The 24,071-nt window shown below is 58.0% G+C and carries 31 protein-coding genes; 18 read left to right on the forward strand and 13 right to left on the reverse strand.

Annotated features, from left to right (window positions below; translation table 11 throughout):
* Window positions 1-7: 7 nt before the first annotated feature.
* From ACR1XU_RS06320 to ACR1XU_RS06345, 6 genes are all read right to left on the reverse strand, one after another.
* The gene (locus tag ACR1XU_RS06320) at window positions 8-1,102 is read right to left on the reverse strand and encodes a flagellar basal body P-ring protein FlgI (RefSeq protein ID WP_480904071.1); all 1,095 of its coding nucleotides are present in this window, start codon (window positions 1,100-1,102) and stop codon (window positions 8-10) included.
* On the reverse strand, window positions 1,099-2,106 hold the full coding sequence (locus ACR1XU_RS06325; RefSeq protein WP_480904068.1) for a flagellin: 1,008 nt from the start codon (window positions 2,104-2,106) through the stop codon (window positions 1,099-1,101). The genes ACR1XU_RS06320 and ACR1XU_RS06325 overlap by 4 nt, the downstream gene beginning before the upstream one ends.
* A 2-nt stretch (window positions 2,107-2,108) precedes the next feature.
* The gene (gene flgK, locus ACR1XU_RS06330) at window positions 2,109-3,560 is read right to left on the reverse strand and encodes a flagellar hook-associated protein FlgK (RefSeq protein ID WP_480904065.1); all 1,452 of its coding nucleotides are present in this window, start codon (window positions 3,558-3,560) and stop codon (window positions 2,109-2,111) included.
* A gap of 33 nt (window positions 3,561-3,593) precedes the next feature.
* The gene (locus ACR1XU_RS06335; protein WP_170805821.1) at window positions 3,594-4,889 is read right to left on the reverse strand and encodes a flagellar hook-basal body complex protein; all 1,296 of its coding nucleotides are present in this window, start codon (window positions 4,887-4,889) and stop codon (window positions 3,594-3,596) included.
* Window positions 4,890-4,987: 98 nt separating this feature from the next.
* Window positions 4,988-5,827, reverse strand: coding sequence for a flagellar motor protein MotB (locus tag ACR1XU_RS06340; RefSeq protein WP_480904062.1), 840 nt, complete (start codon window positions 5,825-5,827; stop codon window positions 4,988-4,990).
* 91 nt (window positions 5,828-5,918) lie between these two features.
* On the reverse strand, window positions 5,919-7,256 hold the full coding sequence (locus ACR1XU_RS06345; protein WP_480904059.1) for a FliI/YscN family ATPase: 1,338 nt from the start codon (window positions 7,254-7,256) through the stop codon (window positions 5,919-5,921).
* A gap of 86 nt (window positions 7,257-7,342) precedes the next feature.
* Here ACR1XU_RS06345 and ACR1XU_RS06350 point away from each other — a divergent pair, with 86 nt between their 5' ends.
* The 9 genes from ACR1XU_RS06350 to ACR1XU_RS06390 are packed head-to-tail and all read left to right on the forward strand — an operon-like array spanning window position 7,343 to window position 11,874.
* Window positions 7,343-7,732, forward strand: coding sequence for a FlgB family protein (locus ACR1XU_RS06350; RefSeq protein WP_480904056.1), 390 nt, complete (start codon window positions 7,343-7,345; stop codon window positions 7,730-7,732).
* Window positions 7,733-7,744: 12 nt separating this feature from the next.
* On the forward strand, window positions 7,745-8,131 hold the full coding sequence (gene flgC / locus ACR1XU_RS06355; protein ID WP_170805825.1) for a flagellar basal body rod protein FlgC: 387 nt from the start codon (window positions 7,745-7,747) through the stop codon (window positions 8,129-8,131).
* 11 nt (window positions 8,132-8,142) lie between these two features.
* Window positions 8,143-8,433: a flagellar hook-basal body complex protein FliE gene (fliE, locus tag ACR1XU_RS06360; protein WP_170805826.1), complete on the forward strand. Its 291-nt coding sequence runs from the start codon at window positions 8,143-8,145 to the stop codon at window positions 8,431-8,433.
* A 3-nt stretch (window positions 8,434-8,436) separates the two neighbouring features.
* The gene (locus ACR1XU_RS06365) at window positions 8,437-8,709 is read left to right on the forward strand and encodes a flagellar biosynthetic protein FliQ (RefSeq protein ID WP_170805827.1); all 273 of its coding nucleotides are present in this window, start codon (window positions 8,437-8,439) and stop codon (window positions 8,707-8,709) included.
* A complete protein-coding gene (locus ACR1XU_RS06370) occupies window positions 8,709-9,419 on the forward strand; it encodes a flagellar hook-basal body complex protein (protein ID WP_480904052.1) in 711 nt (236 codons plus the stop codon). Before ACR1XU_RS06365 ends, ACR1XU_RS06370 begins: the two co-directional genes overlap by 1 nt.
* Before the next feature lie 24 nt (window positions 9,420-9,443).
* Window positions 9,444-10,229 (forward strand): flagellar basal-body rod protein FlgG, encoded by a 786-nt coding sequence (gene flgG / locus ACR1XU_RS06375; RefSeq protein WP_480904050.1) that lies wholly within the window; start codon window positions 9,444-9,446, stop codon window positions 10,227-10,229.
* Window positions 10,229-10,645 carry a flagellar basal body P-ring formation chaperone FlgA gene (gene flgA / locus ACR1XU_RS06380; RefSeq protein ID WP_480904241.1) on the forward strand — a complete coding sequence of 139 codons (417 nt, stop codon included), beginning with the start codon at window positions 10,229-10,231 and terminating at the stop codon, window positions 10,643-10,645. Before flgG ends, flgA begins: the two co-directional genes overlap by 1 nt.
* Window positions 10,645-11,376 carry a flagellar basal body L-ring protein FlgH gene (flgH, locus tag ACR1XU_RS06385; RefSeq protein WP_480904047.1) on the forward strand — a complete coding sequence of 244 codons (732 nt, stop codon included), beginning with the start codon at window positions 10,645-10,647 and terminating at the stop codon, window positions 11,374-11,376. The genes flgA and flgH overlap by 1 nt, the downstream gene beginning before the upstream one ends.
* A gap of 45 nt (window positions 11,377-11,421) precedes the next feature.
* The gene (locus ACR1XU_RS06390) at window positions 11,422-11,874 is read left to right on the forward strand and encodes a flagellar basal body-associated FliL family protein (protein WP_480713919.1); all 453 of its coding nucleotides are present in this window, start codon (window positions 11,422-11,424) and stop codon (window positions 11,872-11,874) included.
* Between the two features lie 19 nt (window positions 11,875-11,893).
* Here ACR1XU_RS06390 and ACR1XU_RS06395 read toward each other — a convergent pair whose 3' ends face one another.
* From ACR1XU_RS06395 to ACR1XU_RS06420, 6 genes are all read right to left on the reverse strand, one after another.
* Window positions 11,894-12,271, reverse strand: coding sequence for a hypothetical protein (locus ACR1XU_RS06395; RefSeq protein WP_480813705.1), 378 nt, complete (start codon window positions 12,269-12,271; stop codon window positions 11,894-11,896).
* Window positions 12,271-13,356: an EscU/YscU/HrcU family type III secretion system export apparatus switch protein gene (locus tag ACR1XU_RS06400; RefSeq protein ID WP_480904044.1), complete on the reverse strand. Its 1,086-nt coding sequence runs from the start codon at window positions 13,354-13,356 to the stop codon at window positions 12,271-12,273. Before ACR1XU_RS06400 ends, ACR1XU_RS06395 begins: the two co-directional genes overlap by 1 nt.
* Complete coding sequence (locus ACR1XU_RS06405; protein ID WP_480904041.1) at window positions 13,356-14,126, reverse strand: flagellar biosynthetic protein FliR; 771 nt, start codon at window positions 14,124-14,126, stop codon at window positions 13,356-13,358. Before ACR1XU_RS06405 ends, ACR1XU_RS06400 begins: the two co-directional genes overlap by 1 nt.
* A complete protein-coding gene (gene flhA, locus ACR1XU_RS06410) occupies window positions 14,123-16,150 on the reverse strand; it encodes a flagellar biosynthesis protein FlhA (protein ID WP_480904239.1) in 2,028 nt (675 codons plus the stop codon). Before flhA ends, ACR1XU_RS06405 begins: the two co-directional genes overlap by 4 nt.
* Before the next feature lie 70 nt (window positions 16,151-16,220).
* Window positions 16,221-16,913, reverse strand: a complete 693-nt coding sequence (locus ACR1XU_RS06415; RefSeq protein ID WP_480904038.1) for a lytic transglycosylase domain-containing protein — start codon at window positions 16,911-16,913, stop codon at window positions 16,221-16,223.
* A gap of 73 nt (window positions 16,914-16,986) precedes the next feature.
* Window positions 16,987-17,415 (reverse strand): Lrp/AsnC family transcriptional regulator, encoded by a 429-nt coding sequence (locus ACR1XU_RS06420; RefSeq protein WP_170615533.1) that lies wholly within the window; start codon window positions 17,413-17,415, stop codon window positions 16,987-16,989.
* A gap of 177 nt (window positions 17,416-17,592) precedes the next feature.
* Here ACR1XU_RS06420 and ACR1XU_RS06425 point away from each other — a divergent pair, with 177 nt between their 5' ends.
* The 7 genes from ACR1XU_RS06425 (at window position 17,593) to ACR1XU_RS06455 (ending at window position 22,377) form a co-directional block, all read left to right on the forward strand.
* Window positions 17,593-18,207 (forward strand): ribonuclease D, encoded by a 615-nt coding sequence (locus tag ACR1XU_RS06425; RefSeq protein ID WP_480526600.1) that lies wholly within the window; start codon window positions 17,593-17,595, stop codon window positions 18,205-18,207.
* Window positions 18,204-19,172, forward strand: coding sequence for a KpsF/GutQ family sugar-phosphate isomerase (locus tag ACR1XU_RS06430; RefSeq protein WP_480904035.1), 969 nt, complete (start codon window positions 18,204-18,206; stop codon window positions 19,170-19,172). The genes ACR1XU_RS06425 and ACR1XU_RS06430 overlap by 4 nt, the downstream gene beginning before the upstream one ends.
* 12 nt (window positions 19,173-19,184) lie before the next feature.
* Window positions 19,185-19,784: an LPS export ABC transporter periplasmic protein LptC gene (gene lptC, locus ACR1XU_RS06435; RefSeq protein WP_170681929.1), complete on the forward strand. Its 600-nt coding sequence runs from the start codon at window positions 19,185-19,187 to the stop codon at window positions 19,782-19,784.
* 3 nt (window positions 19,785-19,787) lie between these two features.
* The gene (locus tag ACR1XU_RS06440) at window positions 19,788-20,279 is read left to right on the forward strand and encodes an LptA/OstA family protein (RefSeq protein WP_170681930.1); all 492 of its coding nucleotides are present in this window, start codon (window positions 19,788-19,790) and stop codon (window positions 20,277-20,279) included.
* Window positions 20,279-21,037 carry an LPS export ABC transporter ATP-binding protein gene (gene lptB, locus ACR1XU_RS06445; protein ID WP_170615523.1) on the forward strand — a complete coding sequence of 253 codons (759 nt, stop codon included), beginning with the start codon at window positions 20,279-20,281 and terminating at the stop codon, window positions 21,035-21,037. Before ACR1XU_RS06440 ends, lptB begins: the two co-directional genes overlap by 1 nt.
* A 252-nt stretch (window positions 21,038-21,289) precedes the next feature.
* On the forward strand, window positions 21,290-21,853 hold the full coding sequence (gene hpf, locus ACR1XU_RS06450) for a ribosome hibernation-promoting factor, HPF/YfiA family (protein WP_170615521.1): 564 nt from the start codon (window positions 21,290-21,292) through the stop codon (window positions 21,851-21,853).
* 59 nt (window positions 21,854-21,912) lie between these two features.
* Window positions 21,913-22,377: a PTS sugar transporter subunit IIA gene (locus ACR1XU_RS06455; RefSeq protein ID WP_480904031.1), complete on the forward strand. Its 465-nt coding sequence runs from the start codon at window positions 21,913-21,915 to the stop codon at window positions 22,375-22,377.
* Between the two features lie 57 nt (window positions 22,378-22,434).
* Here ACR1XU_RS06455 and dalA read toward each other — a convergent pair whose 3' ends face one another.
* Window positions 22,435-22,950: a divisome-associated lipoprotein DalA gene (dalA, locus tag ACR1XU_RS06460; RefSeq protein WP_170615517.1), complete on the reverse strand. Its 516-nt coding sequence runs from the start codon at window positions 22,948-22,950 to the stop codon at window positions 22,435-22,437.
* A gap of 168 nt (window positions 22,951-23,118) precedes the next feature.
* Here dalA and ACR1XU_RS06465 point away from each other — a divergent pair, with 168 nt between their 5' ends.
* Window positions 23,119-23,718 (forward strand): L,D-transpeptidase, encoded by a 600-nt coding sequence (locus tag ACR1XU_RS06465; RefSeq protein WP_480813711.1) that lies wholly within the window; start codon window positions 23,119-23,121, stop codon window positions 23,716-23,718.
* 139 nt (window positions 23,719-23,857) lie between these two features.
* Window positions 23,858-24,040 carry a hypothetical protein gene (locus tag ACR1XU_RS06470; RefSeq protein ID WP_010442520.1) on the forward strand — a complete coding sequence of 61 codons (183 nt, stop codon included), beginning with the start codon at window positions 23,858-23,860 and terminating at the stop codon, window positions 24,038-24,040.
* Window positions 24,041-24,071 lie beyond the last annotated feature (31 nt).

Here is a 24,071-nt window from a genome sequence, read left to right on the forward strand (position 1 = left end):
CTTGGTGTCAGCGAACAATGAATTCAGCATGCAGCGCACCGGCGGCTTTGATCGTCTTCAATATGTCGATCATGTCCCGTGGAGAAACGCCCAATGCGTTCAAACCTGCCACCACTTCTGACAAGGTTGTCGCTTCGGGTATTTCTGCCAGCCCGGTGCCTTCTTCTTCGTCAATACCGGCGACGGTTCTGGGAACGACCACCGTTTCGCCACGCGCGAACGGGTTGGGTTGGATTGCGATCGGAGCCTCTTCGACGGTGAGAATCAGATTGCCTTGGGATACCGCCACCCTCGAGATACGCACCTCCTGACCCATCACGATGGTGCCCGAACGTTGATCAACCACGACACGAGCCTTGGTTTCCGGCTCTACCAGGATGTTTTCGATGCGCCGAAGTGCATGCGCAGCTGATCGTGCGCCGGTGGCAGGAATGCTCAGTTCCACCGTGCCGGAATCTCTCATGATGGCCACGGCCTTTCGGAATTCTGAATTGACTGCAGTTTCGATTCGTTCAGCCGTTGTGAAATCCGGTTCTCGCAGGGCCAGGCGGATTTGACTGAGCGACGACAGATCAAATTCGATTTCACGTTCAACCCGGGCGCCGGACGGAATGACGCCAGACGTCGGAACTCCGCGCACAACGGATGCGGCCTCGCCCTCTACCACAGCGCCGCCGGCCAGTACCGTGCCTTGAGCCACTGCATAGATCTGACCGTCCGCCGCGTTAAGCGGTGTCATGATCAATGTCCCCCCAAGCAGGCTTTTTGAATCCCCGATGGCGGATACGGTCACGTCAATCTGTCCACCGACTCGTGCAAATGGGGGCAGGCTGGCGGTGACGAGAACAGCGGCGACGTTTTTGGGGCGAAAGTCTTCTCCGGTAACGTTGACGCCCAGCCGTTCTAGAATGTTGGACATGATCTCTTCTGTGAAAGGCGCATTTCTCAGCCCGTCACCGGTTCCGTTCAGGCCGACGACAAGGCCATAGCCGACAAGGTCATTGCCGCGGACCCCATCGAAATTGACAAGATCTTTCAATCGTATTGCACCTGCGGAAACCATGCCCGGCAACAGAAGCAAAAGGAGAACCAGAGTTTTCATCGCAGGAAGTTCACCAGCGACAGGTTGGCGTTGCGAACCGTAACGGAATAGAGGCTTTCGAGCTGAAACTGTACGGTCTGTAATCGCGCTGCGGTTTCATAGGGATCGGCAGCTATCAGTTGATTCCGGCTGTATTCCAGGCTTGTCCTTGCGGCAGCGTTGCGCGATGACGCCTGGTCGACGCGGGCCTCGGCTGCGCCCACCTGCGCGCGAAGCGTCACGGCGTCGTCACGTGTATTGGCCAAATTGACACCCAATTGCGTGAACAGCGCAGTGCGTTGATCGGGTGCCAGTGCCAATGAAGCATCCGTAGCCAGCGCCGCAAGCGCAATGTCTTTCAAAGCGGTTTTCAAGGATGGGTCCGTTGCTGTTACGGGCAGGGAAATACGTTCGTTTTCCGAAATTTGCATGGGCGCAAGGGGTGTTGCGGAGCCCTGAAAAATGACGGCGTCGAAGCCGAGAGGGTCGTTGAACCAGTTCTCGGCCGCCAACATGATGTCAGATGCCGTGACCTGACCGGCCACTTCCGTGCGAAGCGCTGCCAGCAACGTTTCAGCCGACGGCAGCGGAGAAGTGTCCGTAGCGGTCCCTGAAAACAGGCTGCGTCCACCAATCCTTGTATTCAGCGCCGAAATCATCGTGTCCAGTTCGTTCTGGGCCTGAACCGAAGCCTGTTCATGCGTCACAGTGTGACTTGCGCTGCCGAACGCCAGCAGCGCGTTGGACATTTCTCCGACCGAGTTGCTGAACATGGTCAGGCTTTTCTGCATGGCATCCGCAAAAAGGCCAGCTTCGGCAGTTGCGACTTTGTAAGCGTCAAGCCGGGTCAGTTTGTTCTCAAGATCCAGTAAGTGTGAATAGTCACCGCCCAGTCGGTGCGACATGTTCTGCACTTTTCCACTCGACATCTCATATGAAAGATTTTCGATCTGGGTTTTGATTTCCGTCGCACGAGAGCGAAGCGTCATGCCCCGCGCCAAATCGCCAATGGCAGTCAAATTCATGATTACAACCTCAGCAATGTGTCCATCAATTCGTCCACGACCGAAATCAACCGGGCGTTCGCGGCGTAGGCCTGTTCGATCTGCATCAGGCGTTGCAGTTCCTGATCTGTGTCTACGCCTTGTTCAGCCTCGATCTTTGCCATCTCAAGCTGTGCGTTTGTTGCAAAGACCAGGCGTGCGCTGGCTGTGTGTGCTTTGGCACCGACACGAGAGGTCATCGCTTCGGAAATCTCGGTGGCCCGCATGTTTCCGGTTCCGAACGGTGAACCTGCGACCGGGCGCGCGGTTTCCAGAATCGCTCCAAAAGCCTGTAGTTGAGTGGAATCCCCGGGAGCACCCGGAAGGGTGGCGCCCAAACCGGCGCGCAGTTTCCAACTTGCACCACCCGCGTCAGGGTCAGCGATAGTATTGAACCCTACGCGGGACGCGAGGCCTATGGTGAGCGCTGGGTTCAGACGCACGCCGTCATCGGTGAACAGGCCGGGATCTGTCGGCAGCACGGTTGGATCCAGGCCCGGGGTTTCGAAACGCTCGACAAGGTCGCGCGCGACGGTGTCCAGATCATTCTGTGCGTCGATCGACAGTTCATCGCGGATCTGGAATTGCGCCATCAGCGCACCGCCCCGAATTTGCGCCGAGTCACCGCTGGTGCGTACAGGATTTCCATTCATTTGAAGGCCTGACAACAGTCCGTTCGCCACCGTCATGTGCGGCTTGGTATCACCCGTCGTTGCAAACGAGAATATTGCCGCGCTTCCTTCCAGCAGGATCAGACCACCTCCGGAATAAAGCGAGATTTGACCGTTCTCCCGGGGAACAGAGTTGACGGGGACCAGTTGATTGACCTGATCGACCAGAACCTGTCTTTGATCCAGCAGCGCCCCGATATCGCCGCCTGAATATCGAATTGCAGGGATTTTGGCGTTCAGGGCCTCGATATCTGCAAGCATCTGGTTCAGCTTACTTACATGACTGCCGATCGTGCGATCTGCATCCGACCGAAGTTGCTGAAACCCTTCCGACGCTGCGTTAAGCCCTGCGGCAAGATCCCGTCCGGCCCGGGCGACCTGGTCCAGTCTTTCGGCAGAGTCCGGCAGGCTGGCGGCAGTGATAAGGCTGCCTTCAAACGTTGCAAGACGAGCGGTTAAGGAAGACATGTTGTGGGGCTTTCCGACAAAGGTTTCGAGCCTTGCGTGAAAGTCCGAAATCGCGGTTTGGCGCGCAAGATCGGCATCCGTGACGCGGCGGTTCGCAGTGATCACGGGATCATGGTGGCGGACAACGCCAACTGTTCGGACGCCATTTCCTGAAACCGGGCTGGTCGTCAGTTCAAGGGTTCTGCGTGCGTATCCCGGTGTCAACGCGTTTGCGATGTTTCCCGACACGACTGCGGCCCCGCGGCTTGCGGCCGTCAACCCGCCAAGGGCGTTGTTCAAAGCGGTCGACATATTCATCTGGCAGGTCCTTTCAATCAGCCGTTACAGGGATCAGCGTTTGATATTCGTGGTCTCCTGAAGCATTTCATCCACGGTCTGGATCACCTTGGCGCTGGAGGAATAGGCACGCTGCGTCTGGATCATAGAGGTCAGTTCGGTTGCCACATCCGTCGTCGATTCCTCACGCGCGAATGAGACCAGATCGCCCGTCGGCCCTTCGCCTGCGTTCCAGAGGAAAAAGGTGCCGCTATCGCGGGAAGGCGCGTAGGTCTGGCTGTCCAGGGCGGTCAATCCGTTGGGGTTCGGGACGTCGACCAGCGGGATCTGAAACATGCGGCGACTGACGCCTGTGTCGTAGAAAGCGTAGACATATCCATTTTCGTCAACCTGAACGCTGGTCATCGTGCCGACAGCGGAACCGTCCCGTGTTATCGATACCGGGGCAAACGTGTCGGACAACTGCGTGATGCCGTCCGTATCGCCAATCCGTCCGATATTGATCTCCATTGGACCGCCCGCAACGTTGACGACAACGCTGCCCGTTGCGGGATCATAGGCGCCTCCTGAAACCGCCGTGACACTGGCCAGCGTTCCGCCGGCCGTGCGACTGTCGGTAAAGGTCAGCGTGTACTCTCCGATAATGGTTCCGCCGGACGCGGTATCGCGCAAGGTCATGGTCCATTCGTTGCTGGACCCGGTCGCTGGAACAGTCGGGGCAAGTTCGATATCCACGTTTTCAGACTTACCCAGATTGTCAAAATACTCGACCGACAGGGGCTGGGTATCGCCTGGTGCCCCTGCATCCGTCGCGGTTGCGGGCAGGTTCATGCGCAGGTTCATCTGCGTGGTAGGCGCCCCCGAAAGCTGATTGACGCTAAGCTGGATGGGTTCCAGCGCAGCGGGGGTGTCGCGGGGAACACTGGGGATCGAACCATCGGGTCCGGCACGCCAGCCCAGCAGGACAAGGCCGGATTCCGTGACCAGATATCCCTGATCGTTCGTTCGAAAGGATCCTGTGGTTGTCAGCAGCATCTCATTTGAACTCGACCCGATCTGTGAACTGGAGCGCACGGGCAGCATGCCACGGCCTCGGACGGCCAGATCGGTTGAATTGTTCGTTGTCACCAGCGAGCCGCGCTGATCAATCAGGCGCTGACTGGTGGTTCTGACGCCGCCTGCTGAATAACTGCCGCCCCGACCGGATGTGACCATCGAGTGAAAGTCCGTCTCGACCCGCTTGTATCCGAAGGTGGAAGAATTGGCGATGTTGTCCGAAATAGTGGCCAATCTGTTCGCATTCGCCTTCAATGCAGCCACACCGGCGTTCAGGGATGAAGAAATTGACATTGAAACGCCCTTCTGTTGCGTCAACCGTTGATGCAACACCTAGCGCGCGGCCTCTTAACAGCGCGCTAACAGGTAAAATGCGACCTATCCTTTTGCGGTCATGACCTGCGAAGGAATATGATTTCAACGCGGTTGTTGCGCGTGGCCATGGGGTTTTCGCTGACCAGTTCGCGGTCCGCGTGGCCAGTAACGCGATCCAGCCGGTGCGTTGCCACGCCCTTGTCCTGCAGCATCCTGCGCACGGCTTGAGCACGTGTCGTGGACAATTCCCAGGCGGGGTTATGTGCCAGCACCACCGGCGACGACGCGACATGGCCTTCGGCAGCAATTGCATTGGTCACAAGGTCCGAGGATCTGGCCACCAGCAGCATCAGGGCTCGCAGGACGGGTGTTGGATTGTCCGTTCCCGTTTCGAACAGGGTCTGGTCGTCAGTATCGAACAGCTCCACCACCAACCCTTCATCCGTGACGTGGGTCACGATATGTTTGAGGACCTCGTCCGAGACCAGGCTTTCGCCGGTGCGTCCAAGCAGTTTCGCTTCGAGCGAGGTGAAATCCTCGAATGCGCCCTTGCTTCCGCCGCGGGCATCCACGCCGCTTGCGCCGCGGGCCTGTCTGGCAATGGTAGGCTGTCGGCTGCTGGCACCCGAGCCGTCCATTACCATGGTCTTTTCCGAGAACATGTTGTTGCCGCCAAAAGCGCCGTCGCCACCGCCAGAAACCGGATTCACCGGTATTGTGGGCGAAAAATAATCCGCCAACCCTTTGCGTTGTTTTTCTGTTGTTGCATTCAGCAGCCACATCAACATGAAGAACGCCATCATGGCCGTGACAAAGTCGGCATATGCGACTTTCCACGCGCCACCGTGATGGCCATCGCCACCCGAAACACGTTTCTTCTTGATGATGACTGGCGCCGCATTGGATTGCGCACCCATCTTCACCACCTTTTATCACCCACAACCGGGTTATCAGGGCAGGTCTTAATGGCCGCTTAACACTTAAAACTGTTCCGAAATCTGGCGTCGTTCAACGCATCAATCCGCCAGCGGCGCGGCGTAGGATCAGGGAAAGACGGTTAAAGCTGTTCTCTATCCCTTCGGGATCGGGTCTTGCGAAAAACGCATCCAGATCTTCATGCGCGCGAACGGCCTGATCCAGCAGCGGGTCGGTGCCTTCGGTATAAAGCCCAGCTTTGATCATGATCTCGGATTGCTCATAGCTGCCGACGAGCTTGCGGGTTTCCGAGATCAGCCTGTTTTCGTCTTCTGACGCGGCTTCGGGCAGGCAGCGCGAAACCGACCGGCTGAGGTCGATTGCCGGAAACCGGCCACGTTCCGCGATGTCTCGGCTTAGGACGATATGCCCGTCCAGAACACCGCGCAGAATGTCGGCAACCGGTTCGTCCATGTCGGACCCGGCAACCAACACGCTGAAAACCGCGGTGATATCTCCTTGCCCGGCAGTGCCGGGCCCGGCCCGTTCGCACAGACCGGCAATCAGTGGTGTGACGGATGGTGGAAACCCGCGCAACGATGGCGATTCGCCCGTGGTGACGGCGATTTCACGATGAGCCTCGGCAAATCGCGTAATGGAATCCGCCAAGAACAGAACGTGCAACCCCTGATCGCGCATGTATTCGGCAACCGACATCGCTGCCCAAAGGCAACGCCGTCGAGCAAGGGCGGACTGATCAGAAGTGGCTGCGACGACAACAGACCTTTTCATCGTCTCAGGACCCAGAGCTTTGGCGACAAACGCGTTCACTTCACGGCCCCGTTCCCCGGCCAGAGCGACTACAACCACATCTGCCTGCACTGATTTGGCAAGCGTCGCCAGCAATGTGGATTTTCCGACCCCGGAACCGGCGAACAACCCGATTCTCTGGCCCTGCACGATGGGAAGAACCGTGTTCAGCATCGACAGCCCGGTTTCCAGTCGCTGCCCCAATCCCCGGCGTTCAACGGCGGGAGGGGGAGATTGAACAATGTTCCTCTCCTGCGAACCGCTCAGCAAGGGCTTGCCGTCCAGCGGCTTGCCGAACGGATCGACAACCCGGCCCAGCCAGTGCGTGTCCGGCGCGAAAACTGGTGACGGTTCAAGCTGCACCCGATCCCCAAGGCTGACCCCGTCCGGTGCCGATTCGGGCAGCATGTAAATATGGTCGGCATCCACACGCAGTACTTCACCCGCCAGATCCGGACCTGGCCGGCGCTGCAATGTCAGGGTGTCTCCGATCCGGGCGTGACCCGTCAGACCGGCGACTTCGATCACACCGCCAGAGACGCCTCTGACAAGCCCGACGTTTCGGACGGCCGACATCCGGTCGAATTCACATTTCAGAAGCGTTGGTTCGATCTCGGGCATGGCCGGCCTCCATCCTGGTTCTGAAAACGCTTTCTAAAGGAATCGGGGTTAAGCCTTGATTGAAACGGATCGAGGGAGAAGCCCCGATGTTCTATGACCTGAACGTCTTTAAGACAGCGTACGCAATGGCAACCCATGCCGGGCAAAGGCAGGCTGTCATCTCGCGCAATATGGCCAACGCGGATACGCCGGGATTCCAGCCCCGCGACATTGAGGCCTTTCACACAGCGTATGACAACACAGACCGTGAATCGGTCATGTCTGCGACCCGTCCGGGCCATTTGCACGGAACGACCACCGGTGATCACCTCTGGTCAGAGTACAAGGCAGAACCGACCGGCGACCCCAACGGCAACGGTGTCTCGCTGGAGGAGGAGATGCTGAAAGCCGTCGAGGTCAAGCGCCAGCATGACCGCGCGCTGGCGATCTACAGATCCTCGATGAATGTCCTGCGCGCCAGCCTGGGCCGGTCGTAAAGGGGCGAAGACATGAGTGATTTTTCACATTCCCTGACAGCCTCGGCCAGCGCATTGCGAGCACAGGCGGCTCGTTTGCGCCATGTTTCGGAAAACATATCCAACGCGGATACTCCGGGGTATCGCCGCAAGACGGTTCCGTTCGAAGCGGTTGCGCAAGGCGGCGGGGAAACGGTTCAGGCCGGGCGCGTCAGGCTCGACCGTCGCGACCTTAGCCGGATCTACGATCCTGGCCATCCGATGGCGGACGAGACCGGGCACTACCGGGGGTCGAACGTCGATCTGATGATCGAAATAGCCGACGCGCGCGAGGCGCAGCGCAGCTACGAAGCCAACCTCAAGATGTTCGACCAGACCCGTCAGATGTCGTCGAGCCTGATGGAACTACTCAGAAAATAAAGGAAGCCAGAATGGATGTCCGCTCAATAACCGCCGCCCAGAACTACGCCGTTGCGCGCCCAGCCACTCAGGCTGCCACAGACCACGTTGGAATGGCGCAAGGCTTGCGGTCAACGTTTCAAGATTTTGCGGAAACCCTGAAACATAGCGAGCAGGTGGCAGAGGCTTCGATGGTCGGGCAGGCCGACCCGCACGCGCTGGTGCAGGCCCTTGCGCAGACCGAGCTTGCCGTGGAAACGGCGGTTATCGTGCGTAACAAAGTCGTCGAAGCCTATCAGGAAATCCTGCGGATGCCGGTCTGATCGATGCTGAGCGAGGGGCAGTTCTACGACATCCTGCGGCAGGCACTGTGGGTTGCGGTTATCACGTCTGTGCCGATTCTGGCGGTGGCGCTGGTATCGGGGCTGGTCGTGGGCCTGTTTCAGGCACTGACATCGGTGCAGGAGATGACACTGACCTTTGTCCCCAAGCTGATCGCGATAGTCGTCGTGTTCTGGATTTCCATGGGCTTCATGACCCAAACCCTCGTGACGTTCTTCTCGTCGACACTCATCCCTCTGATCGCAGGAGCCCGCTGATGGATACCGCCTATGTCACCCTGTCCCGCCAATCCGGGCTGATGAACGAGATGCGGCTGGTGGCCAACAATATCGCCAACGCAAACACGACCGGCTACAGGCAGCAAGGCCTGGTGTTTTCCGAGTACGTGAGGGACATGTCAAACGATCCTTCCCTCTCCATGAGCAGGGCCGAAGTCCGCAATACATCGCTGCAACAAGGCGTTCTGACCGAGACCGGCGGGCAGTTCGACTTTGCAATCGAAGGTGACGGGTTCTTCATGATCGAAACGCCCGACGGCAATCGCCTGACCCGGGCCGGGAGCTTTTCGCCCAACGCGGATGGCGATCTGGTGACGATGGACGGGCTGCGGGTACTGGACAGCAACGGCGCCCCCCTGTTTATTCCGCCGGATGCCGCAACACTCGATGTCGGCGGCGACGGCACTCTGAGCGTCAATGGCCAGCTACTGGGGCAGATCGGGGTGTATCAGGTGGCCGACACAGGGGGGCTTATTCGCGAAGGCAGCACCCGGTTTCGCCCGGCGGGCGACGTTGAGCCGGTTTACGAACCCGTAGTCCTGCATCGGTTCCTGGAAGGTTCAAATGTCAACGCGATAGATCAGGTCACTCGGCTGGTCGAAATTCAACGGGCCTATGAGCTGGGACAGAGCTTTCTTGAGGCAGAAGACGAGCGGGTTCGTGGGGCTCTCAAGGCCTTGATGCGCTGATTATTAACCAGGGGAGATTTTGAAATGCGCGCTTTGAAGGTTGCCGCCACCGGAATGACGGCACAACAGATGCGGGTCGAGACCATCTCGAACAACCTCGCGAACATGAACACAACCGGTTACAATGCGCGGCGGGCCGAATTTGCGGACCTGCACTATCAGCAGATGACCCGCGCGGGCGCGGTGAATGCCTCTGACGGCACGGTCTTGCCAACCGGTGTCCAGTTAGGTTTGGGCGTTCGGCCCGCAGCCGTCACCGTCCAACTGGCGCAAGGTGCCTTGTCCGCAACTGGCAACGATCTGGATGTCGCTATCGAGGGGCGAGGCTATCTGGAAGTGACCCTGCCGGGCGGCCAGTCCGCCTATACCCGCGATGGTAGCCTGAAACGATCGCCCGAAGGCCTGATCGTGACTTCGGACGGTTTTACCGTCGCTCCCGAGATTACCATCCCCGATGATGCGCGGTCGATATCCATCAACGCATCCGGCGAAGTATACGCCTATTTCGATGACACAGCCGAGGGTCAGTTGCTGGGAGAATTCACCTTGGCCAGCTTCTCGAATGCCAAGGGGCTGGAGGCGACCGGCAGCAACCTGTTCAAGGAAACCGAAGCCTCTGGTGCACCGGTGACGGGTCCGCCGGGTGAGGACGGGTTGGGAACTTTGCGTCAAGGGTACCTGGAGGACAGTTCGGTTGATGCCGTGCGACAGGTCACGGAACTGATCGAAGCTCAGCGTGGTTACGAAATGAACGCCAAGGTCATATCCGCCGTCGATCAGATGATGGGCGCGACAACTCAGGTGCGATGATGCGCAGTGTTCTTTGGGTGCTGATAGTGATGTCTCCCATGGCTGTTCAGGCCGAGATAGTCGTGCCGACCAGAACCATTCGTGCGAAGGAGATCATTGTGGCCTCGGATCTCGAGCTGACAAACACCGAGGTTGACGGCGTTGTCATGGATCCCGGTCTTTTGATCGGCCAGGAAGCCCGTGTTGCGCTGTATCCGGGTCGCCCTATACGGGAAACGGACGTCGGTCATCCGGCCATTGTGGACCGGAACGATCTGGTTGTCCTGGTATTCAACCGCCAGCCGCTGTCGATCACGGCAGAAGGCCGCGCACTGGGACGCGGGGCTGCAGGTGACCGCATTCGGGTCATGAATTTGTCGTCCAGAACGACTGTAACCGGGCATATCCGGCCCGACGGTCAAATTGAGGTAAGATAATGCCCGTAGAGCCTTACAAACTGCTTGTCACTTTGATTGCCCTGTCCGCGTGCGGGCGCGTGGACCACCTGGGCAAACCGCCGAGCTTTACGCCCACTGATGAGTCTCCGGAACAGGTGGCCATGCTGTGGCCAGGCCTGCCAACACACACTCAGCCGCAGCGGAGTGTGGATCGCGCCTCGCTTTGGAGCGGTGGGCAACAGTCGCTGCTGGGAGACCAAAGAGCGATCAAAAAAGGTGACATCATGACGGTTGTGATCGAGCTGGACGAAAAAGCCGAGATTTCGAATGATACGAAACGATCGCGCGCCGGATCTGAAAGTCTGGCCGTTCCGGGATTGTTCGGCCTGCCCCAGCGCGTGGCAGACAAGTTGCCTGAAGGTGCCTCGATGGATGACGCCGTGTCCATCGATTCCTCATCGGACAGTTCGGGAAAAGGCTCGGTCAAGCGTAAGGAAAAACTGACCCTGCGGGTGGCTGCTACGGTGATTGATGTTCTGCCCAACGGTGTTTTGTCGATTTCCGGTTCACAGGAATTGCGTGTCAATTTCGAACTGCGGGAACTGCTGGTCACCGGCTATGTTCGACTGCAGGATATCTCCCGCCAGAACGAGATCACTTATGACAAGATCGCCTCGGCGCGGGTTTCTTACGGGGGCCGGGGGCAAATCACGGATGTGCAGCAACCACGTTACGGCCAGCAGATCCTCGATTCGCTTCTGCCGTTCTGAGGTGCCGCTGTGGTCAGGAAACTTGTACCGCTGATTTGTCTTGTCTTGGGGCTGGCCGCAGGTATCGGGGCCGGGGTCTTCCTCGGACCGAAAGAAAGCGACAACAGCAAGGCCGCGACAGCAGAGGCTGAAAAGCCAAAAGAAACGAAAGCAAGTCAGAAGGAGGGTGAGGGAGAGTTCGAATATCTCAAGCTCACCAAGCAATTCGTGGTTCCGGTGGTTAAGAAGGACCAGATATCAGCTCTGGTGACGGTGTCCTTGAGTTTGGAAACCACGCCTGGGCTTTCGGAAACGTTTTATGCGATTGAACCGAAACTGCGCGACAGGTTCCTGCAGGTGCTGTTTGACCATGCCAATATCGGCGGCTTTGACGGTGCCTTTACAGAGTCCGGCAACTTGAATGCGTTGCGCAAAGCGTTGCTGGACGTTGCGCGTAAGGATTTGGGCGAAGACGTTTCTCAGGTTCTGATTATGAGTGTCAATCGTCAGAACACCTGACGACTCAGTCGGTTGTGGATCAGAAGCCCTTTGACTGGTTGCAAAACTGATCAGCCATAAGCGACTCCGACAGGCTTTCAACAGCACGTTTGCGCCCGAACGAAAGGCGCAGCGCGTCCAGAGCGCTCAGCTTCTGCACTCGGATGCGCGCCAGTTCCATGTTCAACTGGCGGCGTGTTGCGGCTTCCCAGCCGTTCCACAAGATATCGGTTCCTGTGATTTTGTAGCCTTGGGACTGCGCACTGTCGTGGCGCGCCGCTTTAACCTGCGTGTCCAGCTTCCTCAGCTTCCTCAGAACCAATGTCTCGGCCTCGACCAAGGGGCGAATGGCCTGAAATTCCTTTTGGAACGCGGCCTCCGTCACCCGCACCAATGCTTTGATCTGCGTTTGTCGCATTATACCTGCTTCTTTGCTCGTTTACGCATGGCTTCGGCGAACCGGATAGCGGCGGCAACGGATCGATAGTGCTCTTCCTGGATCTCCTGCCCGATATCGACGGTGCCGTGAAGCGCCCGCGCGGTCGGCGGATCGGAATGGATCGGAACCCCTGCCTGCCCGGCTGCCGACCGGATCGTGGCGGCGATTTCGTCCACGCCCTTCGCGACGCAAACCGGTGCGGTACCGACCGCCCGCGACCATTTCAACGCGACCGCAAAATGCGTCGGATTGACTATGACAACGTCTGCTTCAGGAACCGCCGCCATCATCTGGTTTGCCGCAATGTCCTGTGCGCGCTGCCTGCGCTGTTGTTTGACATGAGGGTCGCCTTCAGCATCCTTGGTTTCGTCCTGAATCTCTTTGCGCGACATACGGTTTTTGCGCATGTGCTCGGAGTTTTGCCAAAGGTAGTCCGCTGCGCCGATGGCCAGAGCGATGACAATCACGATAAACAAGAAGCGAAACAACAGGTTCATCATCAACAGGATTGAAGATTGGGGTGGTGCCGTACCGGCAGACAGGATTTCCGCCAGATTGGCGCGCAGGAAAACGGCAAGGCATGTGCAATAGATTGTCAGTTTGACAAAGGCCTTAAGGAATTCGAACAATCCACCCCGGCCGAACTTGTTCTTGGCGTTCGACACAACGGAAACACGCGACAGCTTGGGTTTGAGTTTGGACGGCGCAAAGACAAGTGCTCGCTGCGCCATGAGGCTGAGCAGGACCGCAGCCGCCGGAATAGCAAAGAGAATCCCGATGGCGACCAGGGTCGCTTTTAGAACGCCGCCGACCGGGCCTGCAGACGGGCCATCGATCATAAGGCGGGACAGGTCGTCGGCCTGATCGATCATTACAAGAAAAAGCGTACCAAGCTTTTCCACGCCGTGGTGACCGACTGTTACCAGCGCGACGAGCAACCCGGAATAACCCGCAACCACCGACAGATCGGCGGACTTGGCCACTTCGCCCTTTTCACGGGCTTTCTTCAGTTTCTGCGGTGTCGGGTCAAAAGACTTGTCGCTGTCGTCGTCTGCCGCGCTCATCAGTTGGTTCCAATCGGGTTGGTTAGAAAACTGTTGAGTGCGTCCGACCAGGCGGACAGGACCAAGGGTGCTCCGGCGAACAAAAGAAAGAGACCGGCAAAGGTGATTGCCGGGGCACCGACAAAGGCGACCATTAATTGAGGCATCGCCCGGTTTATGACCCCAAGCGCAAGATTGTAGATCAGCGAGGCGATGACGAAGGGCATTGCCAGCGCAAAAGCCAGCGCAAAGCTGTGCGCAATTCGTCGCACACCCCAATGGGACAGATCCGCAGCCGCAGGGGGCTGTCCCATTGGAATCAGGGTGTAGCTATCAATCAAAAACTGCGCCGCACGAATGTGCAACCCCATAAGAACTGCCAGAGTGATTCCGGCCAGGGTCAGCAGATATCCCATGGCCGGCACTGGGTCTGCTGCCGCCCCGCCCAGAAGCTGGGATAGCGATGTCGCCTGAGCGGCAATTGATCCTGCTGTCTGAAGGGCAAGCACGAAAAGCCTCAAGCTTAAGCCAAGTGCCAGACCCGTCAGGATTTCGGTGCCGATCAGCCGCACTACGGGAAACAGTCCAGACATCGCCTCGGACGGGTCAATTGCGGAAGAAACCACGAGCGTAAATGCCACTGCTATCGCCAGCTTTACGCGGGCCGGAATGCTGCGCTCTCCGAAGGCAGGCAGAAGGGAAACCAAAGCGGAAACCCGCAGGAAAACGGCGAACAAGTGCTCAAGCTCGCTACTGATAAACGGCAGCAAGTCGGGGGGCAGGTCGATCACGCGGGCACCGTACCGACAAGTGCCGGCCTGGCTTCCAGGCCGATTTCTTCAAATGACAGAACCGGGTTCGAGATGCCGCGTGCGTGCAGGATCGTGCGCAGCAACCTGCGTCGACGGGTCGAAGTCACAACGGCCGCAAACACGCCCCGATCCGCGGTTTGCGCAACGCTTTGCACGACACCGTCTGCAAGCTTGTTGAACAGGTTGGGCGGAAGCGCGACGTCGAGACCTGCGCTTTGGGCGTCGATTTGGTAAGTGGCGAACGTGTCCTCCCACTCCGGTGCCAGTTGGATCAGTGGGATCGACCCATCTTCGCGCTTCATGTCGGCGACCAGCTGGAACCCGAGACGTTGGCGCACCAGTTCGCAAATCCCTTCGGGCAGAGTTGTGGTCAGCCGAGCCTCGGCCACGGTTTCCAGGATCAGGGCCATGTTTCGGATGGACACCCGTTCGTTCAGCAGCAGCCGCAGAACGGAATGTAATGTATCGATCGGGACCTTGTCCGGGATCAGTTCGTCCAGCAACTTGCGGTTGGCCTCGGCCCGGACCGGATCGCTCAGCCGAGTCATTTCGGACAAAAGACGCCGCAGCGACTTGAGTGTCAGCAGTCGGGAGAAGTTCTGCTTGATGATTTCGAGCAGATGGGTCGCCAGGATTTCGGGGGGCGAGACGATCGTTGCGCCGCTCAGGGCCGCAGCCTCCCGATCTTTGGGCAGGATCCAACGGGCAGGTGCGCCGTAGACGGGTTCGGTCACATCATTTCCGTCCGGCAGAATGTCCGGCCCTTCCTGAACCAGCGCCAATACAAGGTCGGGGTTCAGAACACCGCGCGCCTGTTCGACGCCCTGAACTTTGATAACGTAAGTGCCGGTTGGAAGATCGGCGCGATCGGTCAACCGAATTTCGGGCAGGATCAGACCAAAGCCAGAGGCGACATATGTCCGCATATTGGCGATCCGCGCGTCCAGACCGGTGCCTGGGTTTAGAACCATGCTGACCAGATCCGGCGCGAATTCCAGATGAACGTCGTCCAGGTCCAGGATGTCTCCGATGGCCTGCGGGGTCGGGGCATCGGTCTCGGGTGCCGGTGAGTGCGCTTTTGTCAGCTCGGATTTTTGTTTGCTGTAAACGCTGTAGGCTGAGTATCCCAAAACCCCCGCGCCTAGAATGAAGGGCAGAAACGGCAGGCCTGGCACCAACGCAAACAGGGCCATCAGCAGCGAGACTGTGCCCAGCGCAGCCGGGTGCCGCCCCAACTGCGAGAAGATGGCGCTGTCGGTTGCCCCCTGCGTGCCGCCCCGCGCCAGCAGCAGGGCGGACGCGATTGAGATAATGACCGCAGGGATTTGTGAGACCAGCCCATCACCAACCGTCAGGATCGCATAGGTTTCGAAGGCGGATGCAACCGGCATACCATGCACGATCACGCCCATGATCAAACCCATCACAAGATTCAGCAAGGTGATCAGCAACCCGGCAACGGCGTCGCCCTTGACGAATTTGGACGCACCGTCCAGCGAGCCGAAGAAAGTCGTTTCCTGCTGTTCTCTTTCGCGCCGTTCCTTGGCTTGCTGATGGTCGATGGCCCCTGCGGACATGTCGCTGTCAATTGCAAGTTGTTTGCCCGGCATCCCATCCAGCGCAAACCTGGCTCCGACCTCGGCCATGCGGGCGGCGCCCTTGGTGATCACCATGAAATTCACGATCAGCAAAACGCCAAACACGACGAGACCCAGAAAGATGCTTCCGCCCATGACGAATTGGGCAAACCCCTCGATCACATCACCTGCGGCGTTGGTGCCCGAATGTCCCTGACCGATGATCAGCTTGGTGGACGAAACATTCAGCGACAATCGTAGCATCAGGGATGCCAGCAGGATCGTTGGAAAAGAGGAGAAATCCAGCGGGCGTTCGATAAACAGGGTCAAGGTGAAGATCAGAATAGCCAGCGCAAACGACGCTGCCAGCCCCACATCCAGAACCCAGGCGGGCATTGGCAGGATCATCATCACGATGACCGTCATCAGGGCCAGCGCCAGCAAGACGGTCGGCGAGAACACAGAGCGGGCATCGAACCTGAACACGATCACCCCCTTAGTTGAAGACGATAAAGGCGGGGGCACTATCCGCTACCGGAACCAGAGACCCCAGCATTACCCGTTTTGGCGCGGCAGATCGCGATGGAAGCAGTGGAGCAGAGGACTGTGTAAAAGGATCGCGGGCAACTGCCGCATACCTTGTCGGCTCGTCCTCGTTGAGGCGCGCCAACTCGGTCTGAAAACGCTCGGAATAGGTCTGGGCCAGAGCGGGAGTGCGAGAGTGATAAGCTCCGGCCGCTGCGGGCCACGATGCAAACTCTGCAAACAGGCCCTTCAGAAAACGGGCGGCATATCTGGCGTTCTGATCCGGGTCGAACATTTCGTCAATCGACCGGAATGCCTGCCCGTGCCAGCGATAGTTGATCTGGAAGCAGCCGATGTCGAAACTGCGTGCGCCCGCCTTGAAGATTTGGAAAACATGGGATTTTGCCTCGACCTCGGTGTCAAACCAAAGACCTTGCCCCTCGACATTGATCGCCCACGGCCATGGACGCAGGGTGCCAGCGACATTAAGACCGGATTCCACGCGCGCGATGGCCCGTAGAACATCCAGAGGAACCCCTTCCGACAAAGCGGCTTGCCTCATGGCCTGATCACACAGATCGGCGGTTCTTGCGTCAGGTTGTGCATGCAGCGAACGCCCGGCAAGAAGCAGAATCAGAAGAAAGGTGAATATTCGATGGGGCATTCTGCCGGTCCGGGATCTTGATCAGTCCGGGGCAGGCTAGCCGCGCATCGGTTTACATAGGGTTATCGCAGCATCAGTTCCGGTCGATCCGGCGGCCAAACACAACGCTTGTGTTGGTTCGCATGACGCCCGGGATCTTGGCGAGTTCGTCGACGAGGATGTCCAGATCTTCGATATGCGGTGCTTCGGCACTCAGCAGCAGGTCGAATTCTCCGTTAATGGACAGGCACAGTTTGACCTCGGGATAGGCTTCAAGACGTTTGATGATGCGGGCCGTTTCTTTTTGCTGCACTTCCAGCAGAACGATGACTTGTACACGCGGTGTGTCTTGCGGGCTGTGCAAAACCACGGAGTACCCTGCAATTACACCGCGATCTTCCATGCGGCTGATACGCTCGTGAACGGTGGTGCGCGCCACGCCCAGCTTTGCTGCGATCCGGGTAGTTGATTCACGCGCGTTCTGCTGAAGTGCGGCAACGATATTTCGATCAAGTTTGTCCATGGTGGCCAAGGTTTAGAGCATTAGCATACAGATGCTCAAGTTCCTGCTGACCTCATTTGTGTCGCGGCAAAATCCCGTCCCGGCAGCGCCTGGTCACAATGACGCCCGATGGATGGCGTTGAGTTTGCGGACCAAACCTCCTATCTCGTGGTTTGAGACCGAACAAAGGAAAAATCTGTGGCGAACCACTTGTACAAAAACGACCTGCCGGATGGGCTGGATCTGGGCCCGGTCGTGGCGATCGACTGTGAAACCATGGGTTTGAATCCACATCGGGACAGGTTGTGCGTCATCCAGATGTCGGGTGGCGATGGGCACAGCCATATCGTTCAGGTCAAAAAAGGGCAGACATCAGCGCCGAACCTGTGTGCCATGCTGGAAAATCCCGATGTGCTGAAGCTGTTTCATTTCGGGCGATTTGACATCGCGGCCATGTACCACACATTCGGTGCGCTGGCGGCGCCGGTCTATTGCACCAAGATCGCCAGCCGACTGGTACGCACCTATACAGACCGACACGGTCTGAAGAACCTGTGCCAGGAACTGATCGGCGTCGACATCTCGAAACAGCAGCAAATGAGCGACTGGGGTGCGGAAACCCTGACCGAGGCTCAGCTGGACTATGCCGCCTCGGACGTTCTGTACCTGCATCAGTTGCGCGATGCGCTGAACGGGCGTCTGGCACGCGAGGGCCGGACCGAGATGGCGCAGGCCTGTTTTGATTTCCTGCCGATGCGTGCCAAGCTGGACCTCGCCGGCTGGCCTGAAACGGACATTTTTGCGCACTCATGACTGACAACGAATCCTTTCTGAAAACTGCGCGGCAGGTCATCACTGACGAAGCCCGTGCGCTTGACGTTCTGGCGGACGGCCTGGATGAGAATTTCGCCACTGCCGTGCAGATGATCCTGCAGGCAACCGGTCGGATCATTGTCAGCGGGATCGGCAAATCGGGCCATATCGGTCACAAGATCGCGGCAACGCTGGCGAGTACCGGGACACCCGCCTATTTCGTGCACCCGGCCGAGGCAAGTCACGGCGATCTGGGCATGGTGTCGAAGGGCGATGTGGTTCTGGCGATTTCGAACTCGGGCGAGGCACCGGAACTGGCCAATCTTCTGGCCTTTACCCGGCGGTTCGGCATTCCGCTGATCGGTCTGTCCAGCAAGCCCGAAAGCACGTTGATGAAACAGGCGGACGTGCATTTGCTGATCCCGTCGATGGGTGAGGCCTGCGGCTTTGGCATGGTGCCTTCGATTTCGACGACACTGACGCTTGCAATGGGGGACGCGCTGGCGATCGCCTTGATGAAGTACCGCGATTTCCGGCCTGAAAACTTCCGTGACTTCCACCCCGGCGGCAAGCTCGGTGCGCAGCTCAGCAAGGTTCGCGATCTGATGCATACCGACACGCCGATCGTTTCCTCGGGCACGCCGATGAGCGAGGCGTTGCTGGTCATGAGCCAGAAGGGTTTTGGCGTTGTCGGCGTTAGTGATGCCGAAGGGCAGTTGCTGGGCATCGTAACCGATGGCGACCTGCGGCGGCATATGCAGGGTCTCCTTGACCTGACCGTCGATCAGGTGATGACCGCGAACCCGCGTACCATCGGACCGGGTGAACTGGCCGAGAGCGCCGTGGCTCTGATGACGATGCAGACGCCCAAGATCACCTGCCTGTTTGTGGTCGATCCGGCCTCGGGCGGGCGGGCTGAAGGCATTTTGCACATTCACGATTGCCTGCGCGTCGGGTTGGGCTGAAAGGTGGCAACTGTGGACCGCTATTCCCGCATGGTACAGTTCTTGAAGGTGCTGCTGCCGTTGGTGGCCATTCTGTTGCTGTCCACGGTGTTCCTGCTGTCGCGCAGCATCGAGACAGACGTGTCGGTTCCATTCCCGCAAACGGAAATCAACGATCGCCTTGCCGACCAGGTTATTACTCAGCCCGACTACCGGGGCATAACCCGCAAGGGTGAAGACGTGCATATCAAGGCCATACAGGCGGCAAAAGGGGCTGAAGGATCTGTCCCGACCGCGGCCGAGTTTCGTGGGCGCCTGGGGCTGTTGAATGGCGGTGTCATAAAACTGGATTCAAATTCGGGCATGATCCGACCTGACAAAAAGACGGCAACTTTTGTCGGCGATGTTGTCATAACCACTACGGACGGCATCCAGGTCACCACGGATTTGCTGAACACCTCGTTGGATGAAATCCGCGGGGATACACCGGGTCAGGTTAACGGAACCGGACCGATCGGTGATTTCTCGGCTGGGCGCATGACGTTTGGGACTGAAAAAAAGGACGGACCGGTCCATATTGTTTTTACAGATGGCGTAAAGCTGGTGTATGAGCCGGCAAAAGCAGAAAGATGAAGTGTGTTTGATTTTCGAATTGCCCTTGTTTGCATCGCTCTGGTGACGAGTGCCGTTTCCGCGACCGCGCAGGAAACGCAGGTGGCGTTTGGGTCGACCAAGGCGGACCCCAGTTTGCCTGTCGAAGTGACGTCGGAAACACTCAACGTCAATCAGGAAAACGGGTCGGCCGAGTTTCTGGGAAATGTCATCGTGATTCAGGGCGAAATGCGTCTGACTGCAGAACGGGTTCTGGTCATCTACAACAACGAGCGTTCGGCGATCGAGCGGCTAGAGGCCACGGAAGACGTGGTTCTGGTAAGCCCTCCCGACGCGGCGCAGGGGGATTGGGCCGAATACACGATTGATTCCGGTGTGATCCTGATGAAGGGCAATGTTCTTCTGACACAGGGGCCAAGCGTCATCAGCGGCGATCAGATGAATGCCAACCTGACCACCGGTACCGCAACCATGACCGGTCGGGTGAAAACGATCCTGCAACAGGGCAACAACTGATGGCACGACCCAACCTATCCGTTGCCGACGGCACCTCGGGTCTCAGAATCGAGAAACTGCGAAAGTCCTATCGCAAGAAGACCGTGATCCGGGATGTTTCGATGACACTGGGCCGGTCCGAAGTTGTGGCTTTGCTTGGTCCCAACGGGTCGGGCAAGACGACGACGTTCTATTCTGTCGCCGGGCTGGTTTTCCCCGAGGCGGGCACGGTCACGCTGGACGGGCACAATGTCACGACTTTACCGATGTATCGGCGAGCCCGGATGGGGATCGGTTATCTGCCTCAGGAGATGTCGATTTTTCGCGGCATGAGCGTCGAGGACAATATCGCCGCTGTGCTGGACATAACCGTCAGCCACGCCCATCGCCGCAAGGAACGTTTGGAAGAACTTTTGTCCGATTTCTCGATCGAGCATTTGCGGCGGGCCCCGGCCCTGGCTTTGTCAGGGGGGGAAAGACGCCGGGTGGAAATCGCCCGCTGCCTGGCTGCCGATCCCAAGTATTTGCTTTTGGATGAACCGTTTGCGGGTGTGGATCCTATCAGTGTTGGGGATATCCGGCATTTGGTTGCCGACCTGAAAAAGCGCGGAATTGGTGTTTTGATCACGGATCACAACGTCCGCGAAACGCTGGAAATTGTGGACAGGGCCTACATCCTGCATGACGGAAAGATGCTGATGTCCGGCACGCCGGACGAAGTTGTTGAAAACGAGAATGTGCGCCGCGTGTATCTGGGTGAAAACTTCAGGATTTCATAAGCTTGCGCTGATCTGCACTTGCTGCATGTCGGAAATTACACAAATACGGTTTTGTTTTGATTGACTCTTCCGCCGCCTCTTGGCTCAATTGGCTCATGGCAGTTTTGCGGTTCCAGTCTGGATCACGATATCCCTTCTCCGAAGGGCGCGATGGCAGACAACCACAAAACATGTCGCTACCCCCCACCCGATAAAAACAAGCTCGCCGCGTAACGCGGCGTCAGAATGGGTGTGAATTGTGAAGGAGATCACATGCGTTACCAAATCAGCGGAAAACAGATCGACATCGGCGCGGCGCTGCAGACCCACGTGCAGACCGAGCTGGGCGAGGTTGTGGGTAAGTACGCCCAGCGCCCGACGGACGCCGCCGTCGTCTTTTCCCGTTCAGCGCATGAATATGTATGCGAGACCACGGTGCATCTGTCGACGGGCCTGACCGCCCAGGCCAAGGCCCACGCAATCGAGATTTATGCGGCATTCGAGGCTTGCTGCGACAAAATGGAGACACAACTGCGCAGATACAAGCGCCGCCTGAAAGACCACCATAAGGATCGATCCGAGCCGGTTGAACTCTTCGGCGCGTCCTCATATATCCTCGCCTCTAATGAATCGGAGACGGCTGACGAACCCGAATCGCTGCAGCCCATGATTGTGGCTGAGATGGAAACAAAGATACCATCTCTCAGCGTTGGCGAAGCTGTTATGCAAATGGAACTTGCAGGCGCCCCGGTGCTGGTGTTCCGTAATGAAAACAAGGACGGATTGAATGTCGTGTATCGCCGGGATGACGGCAATATCGGTTGGATCGATCCGTAACAGGCAAGATTGAAAGACGGGCCCCGGTTTTAGCCGGGGCAACGTCATGGAGCGTGATCATGGAGCTGTCGAGCATACTGAAGCCCGAAGCCGTACGTGTATTGTCATCTGCTTCCAGCAAGAAGCGGTTGTTTCAGGAAATCAGCGATGTCGCTGCCGCCACCCTTGGGCTGGACGCGCAGGAAGTTGTGGACAACCTGCTGGAGCGTGAAAGCCTCGGCCCGACCGGGGTTGGCCATGGTGTGGCGCTGCCACATGCGAGATTGCCGCAGCTTCAGGCCGTTTCTGGCGTATTCGTCATGCTGGAAAAGCCTATTGATTTCGGCTCGGTCGACCGTCAGCCAGTCGACATTGCCTTTTCGTTGTTTGCGCCGGAGGAAGCGGGTGTCGATCATCTCAAGGCTTTGGCGCTTGTGTCGCGGACCTTGCGTGACACATCTGTCTGCGCAAAGTTGCGGGCAAATCCTGACCCCGTCAAACTTTATGCCATTCTGACCGAAGCGCAGTCGATGCAGGCTGCGTAACCTGGCTCTATTGAAAAAGCCCCCGCTATCCGGAGGCTTTGTTGCGGCCCGAGGCGATCAGCCGCCTGTGCCCATTTCCAGTGTCCACCAGATTTTGCCGCCTTTTTCCTGATGCCAGGCAAAGCCCATCTGGCTTGCCTTCGGATCCATGATGACGGCGCGCGGGCCGGGCTCCTGCATCCATGCGGCCAGGGTTTCGGTCTCGGTCTCGTAGGTTTCCGATATCGCTTCGCCCAGGAAGGTTCCGAAGTAGCCTGCGCGCGCGGCGCGATCGATGGGCGAGGATCCGTCCGATCCGAAATGCCAGGGGCGGTTCTGACGGGCCATGTCTTTGGAATGAGTGGCTGCGGCCGCATTCAGTTGGGCATTCAGTTGAACCGGTTGCAGGCCCGAGGCCTGACGGAGCGCGTTCACCGAATCCAACATGCGGAATTGTAGTTTATCGGTGCTGCCGCGAATCTTATAGACTGTCGGCAGCGGCCGCCCGTCGGCCCCCAAGGCTGTGGTTGAGGTGTCCGTGCATGCCGCCAGCGCGACAAGGCAAATAACTAGCAGAGAAAGGATACGCGTCATGGTCGACCTGATAATTGTGTTATCAACGGGCATAGCGTGACTGAACGCGCTGGGCAAACGTACAATGGCCACAACCCGCGTGATTCTGCCGGTTTGATTTGCGACTGAAGCATTCTGGCAATAAAATGACCGAAATTTCCAAGTCACCTAAGCAAAGGACCCTTTGTCATGGTCAAAAAACGTATTCAGCCCTCGACCCGCCGCGGATTTCTGGCAGGTGCGACGGCCGTGCTGGCCACGCCGGCAATCGCCCAGTACATTCCCGGAGACCCATTGCGTCCTGCTCCGGAAGCAGAACCGGCGGTTCGCCGCAATGTTTCGGGCTTCCGGGCGTTGGACTGGCAACCCTATTTTTCCAATACCAGAAACGGTGCCATTTTGGTCGATACCGTCTCGCGGGCGCTGCATTATTGGTCAGATGATCAATCTGTATACAAACTCTACCCGTCTTCGGTTCCATTGACCGAAGAACTGACCCGCCGCGGACGGACGAGCGTGATCCGGAAGGTCGAAGGCCCAAGCTGGTCGCCGACGCCGTCGATGAAGAGGCGAAATCCGGAATGGCCCGACTATATCCCGCCTGGTCCGGATAACCCTTTGGGAACACATGCTTTGTACCTGAGCTGGAAATACTATCGCATTCACGGCACCCACGACACGCGCAAAATCGGGCGCCGGTCTTCAAACGGGTGTATCGGCCTGTTCAACGAGGACATTGCCGAGCTGTTTTCCATGGCGAAGGTTGGCACGCAAGTGTTGCTAATTTGACGACATTTTCATGCACGAACCCGCTTAGCGATCAAGTTGCAATTGCAATCCCTGCGCATTGCTGATTAGAAAAAAACACGAGGTAAGTCTTAGATGTGTGGCTCCACTAATCGGAATCACGCAAATTCTGGAGGTTAATATGAAAAAACTCGTTCTCGCCGCTGCTCTGACCGCTGCTGCTTCGACTGCCTATGCTGGCAACCTGGAAGAGCCGGTTGTAGAGGCACCTGTCGTTGTCGAAGAAACCCAAGGTTCGTCGCAGGGTATCATCCTGCCGCTGATCCTGCTGGTTGTTGTTGCCGCAGCTGTTGCAGCAAGCTAATTCGACAAGCTGATCAAAGAAAAGGCGGTGG

The sequence above is a fragment of the Ruegeria sp. D1(2025) genome (genome assembly GCF_056536425.1).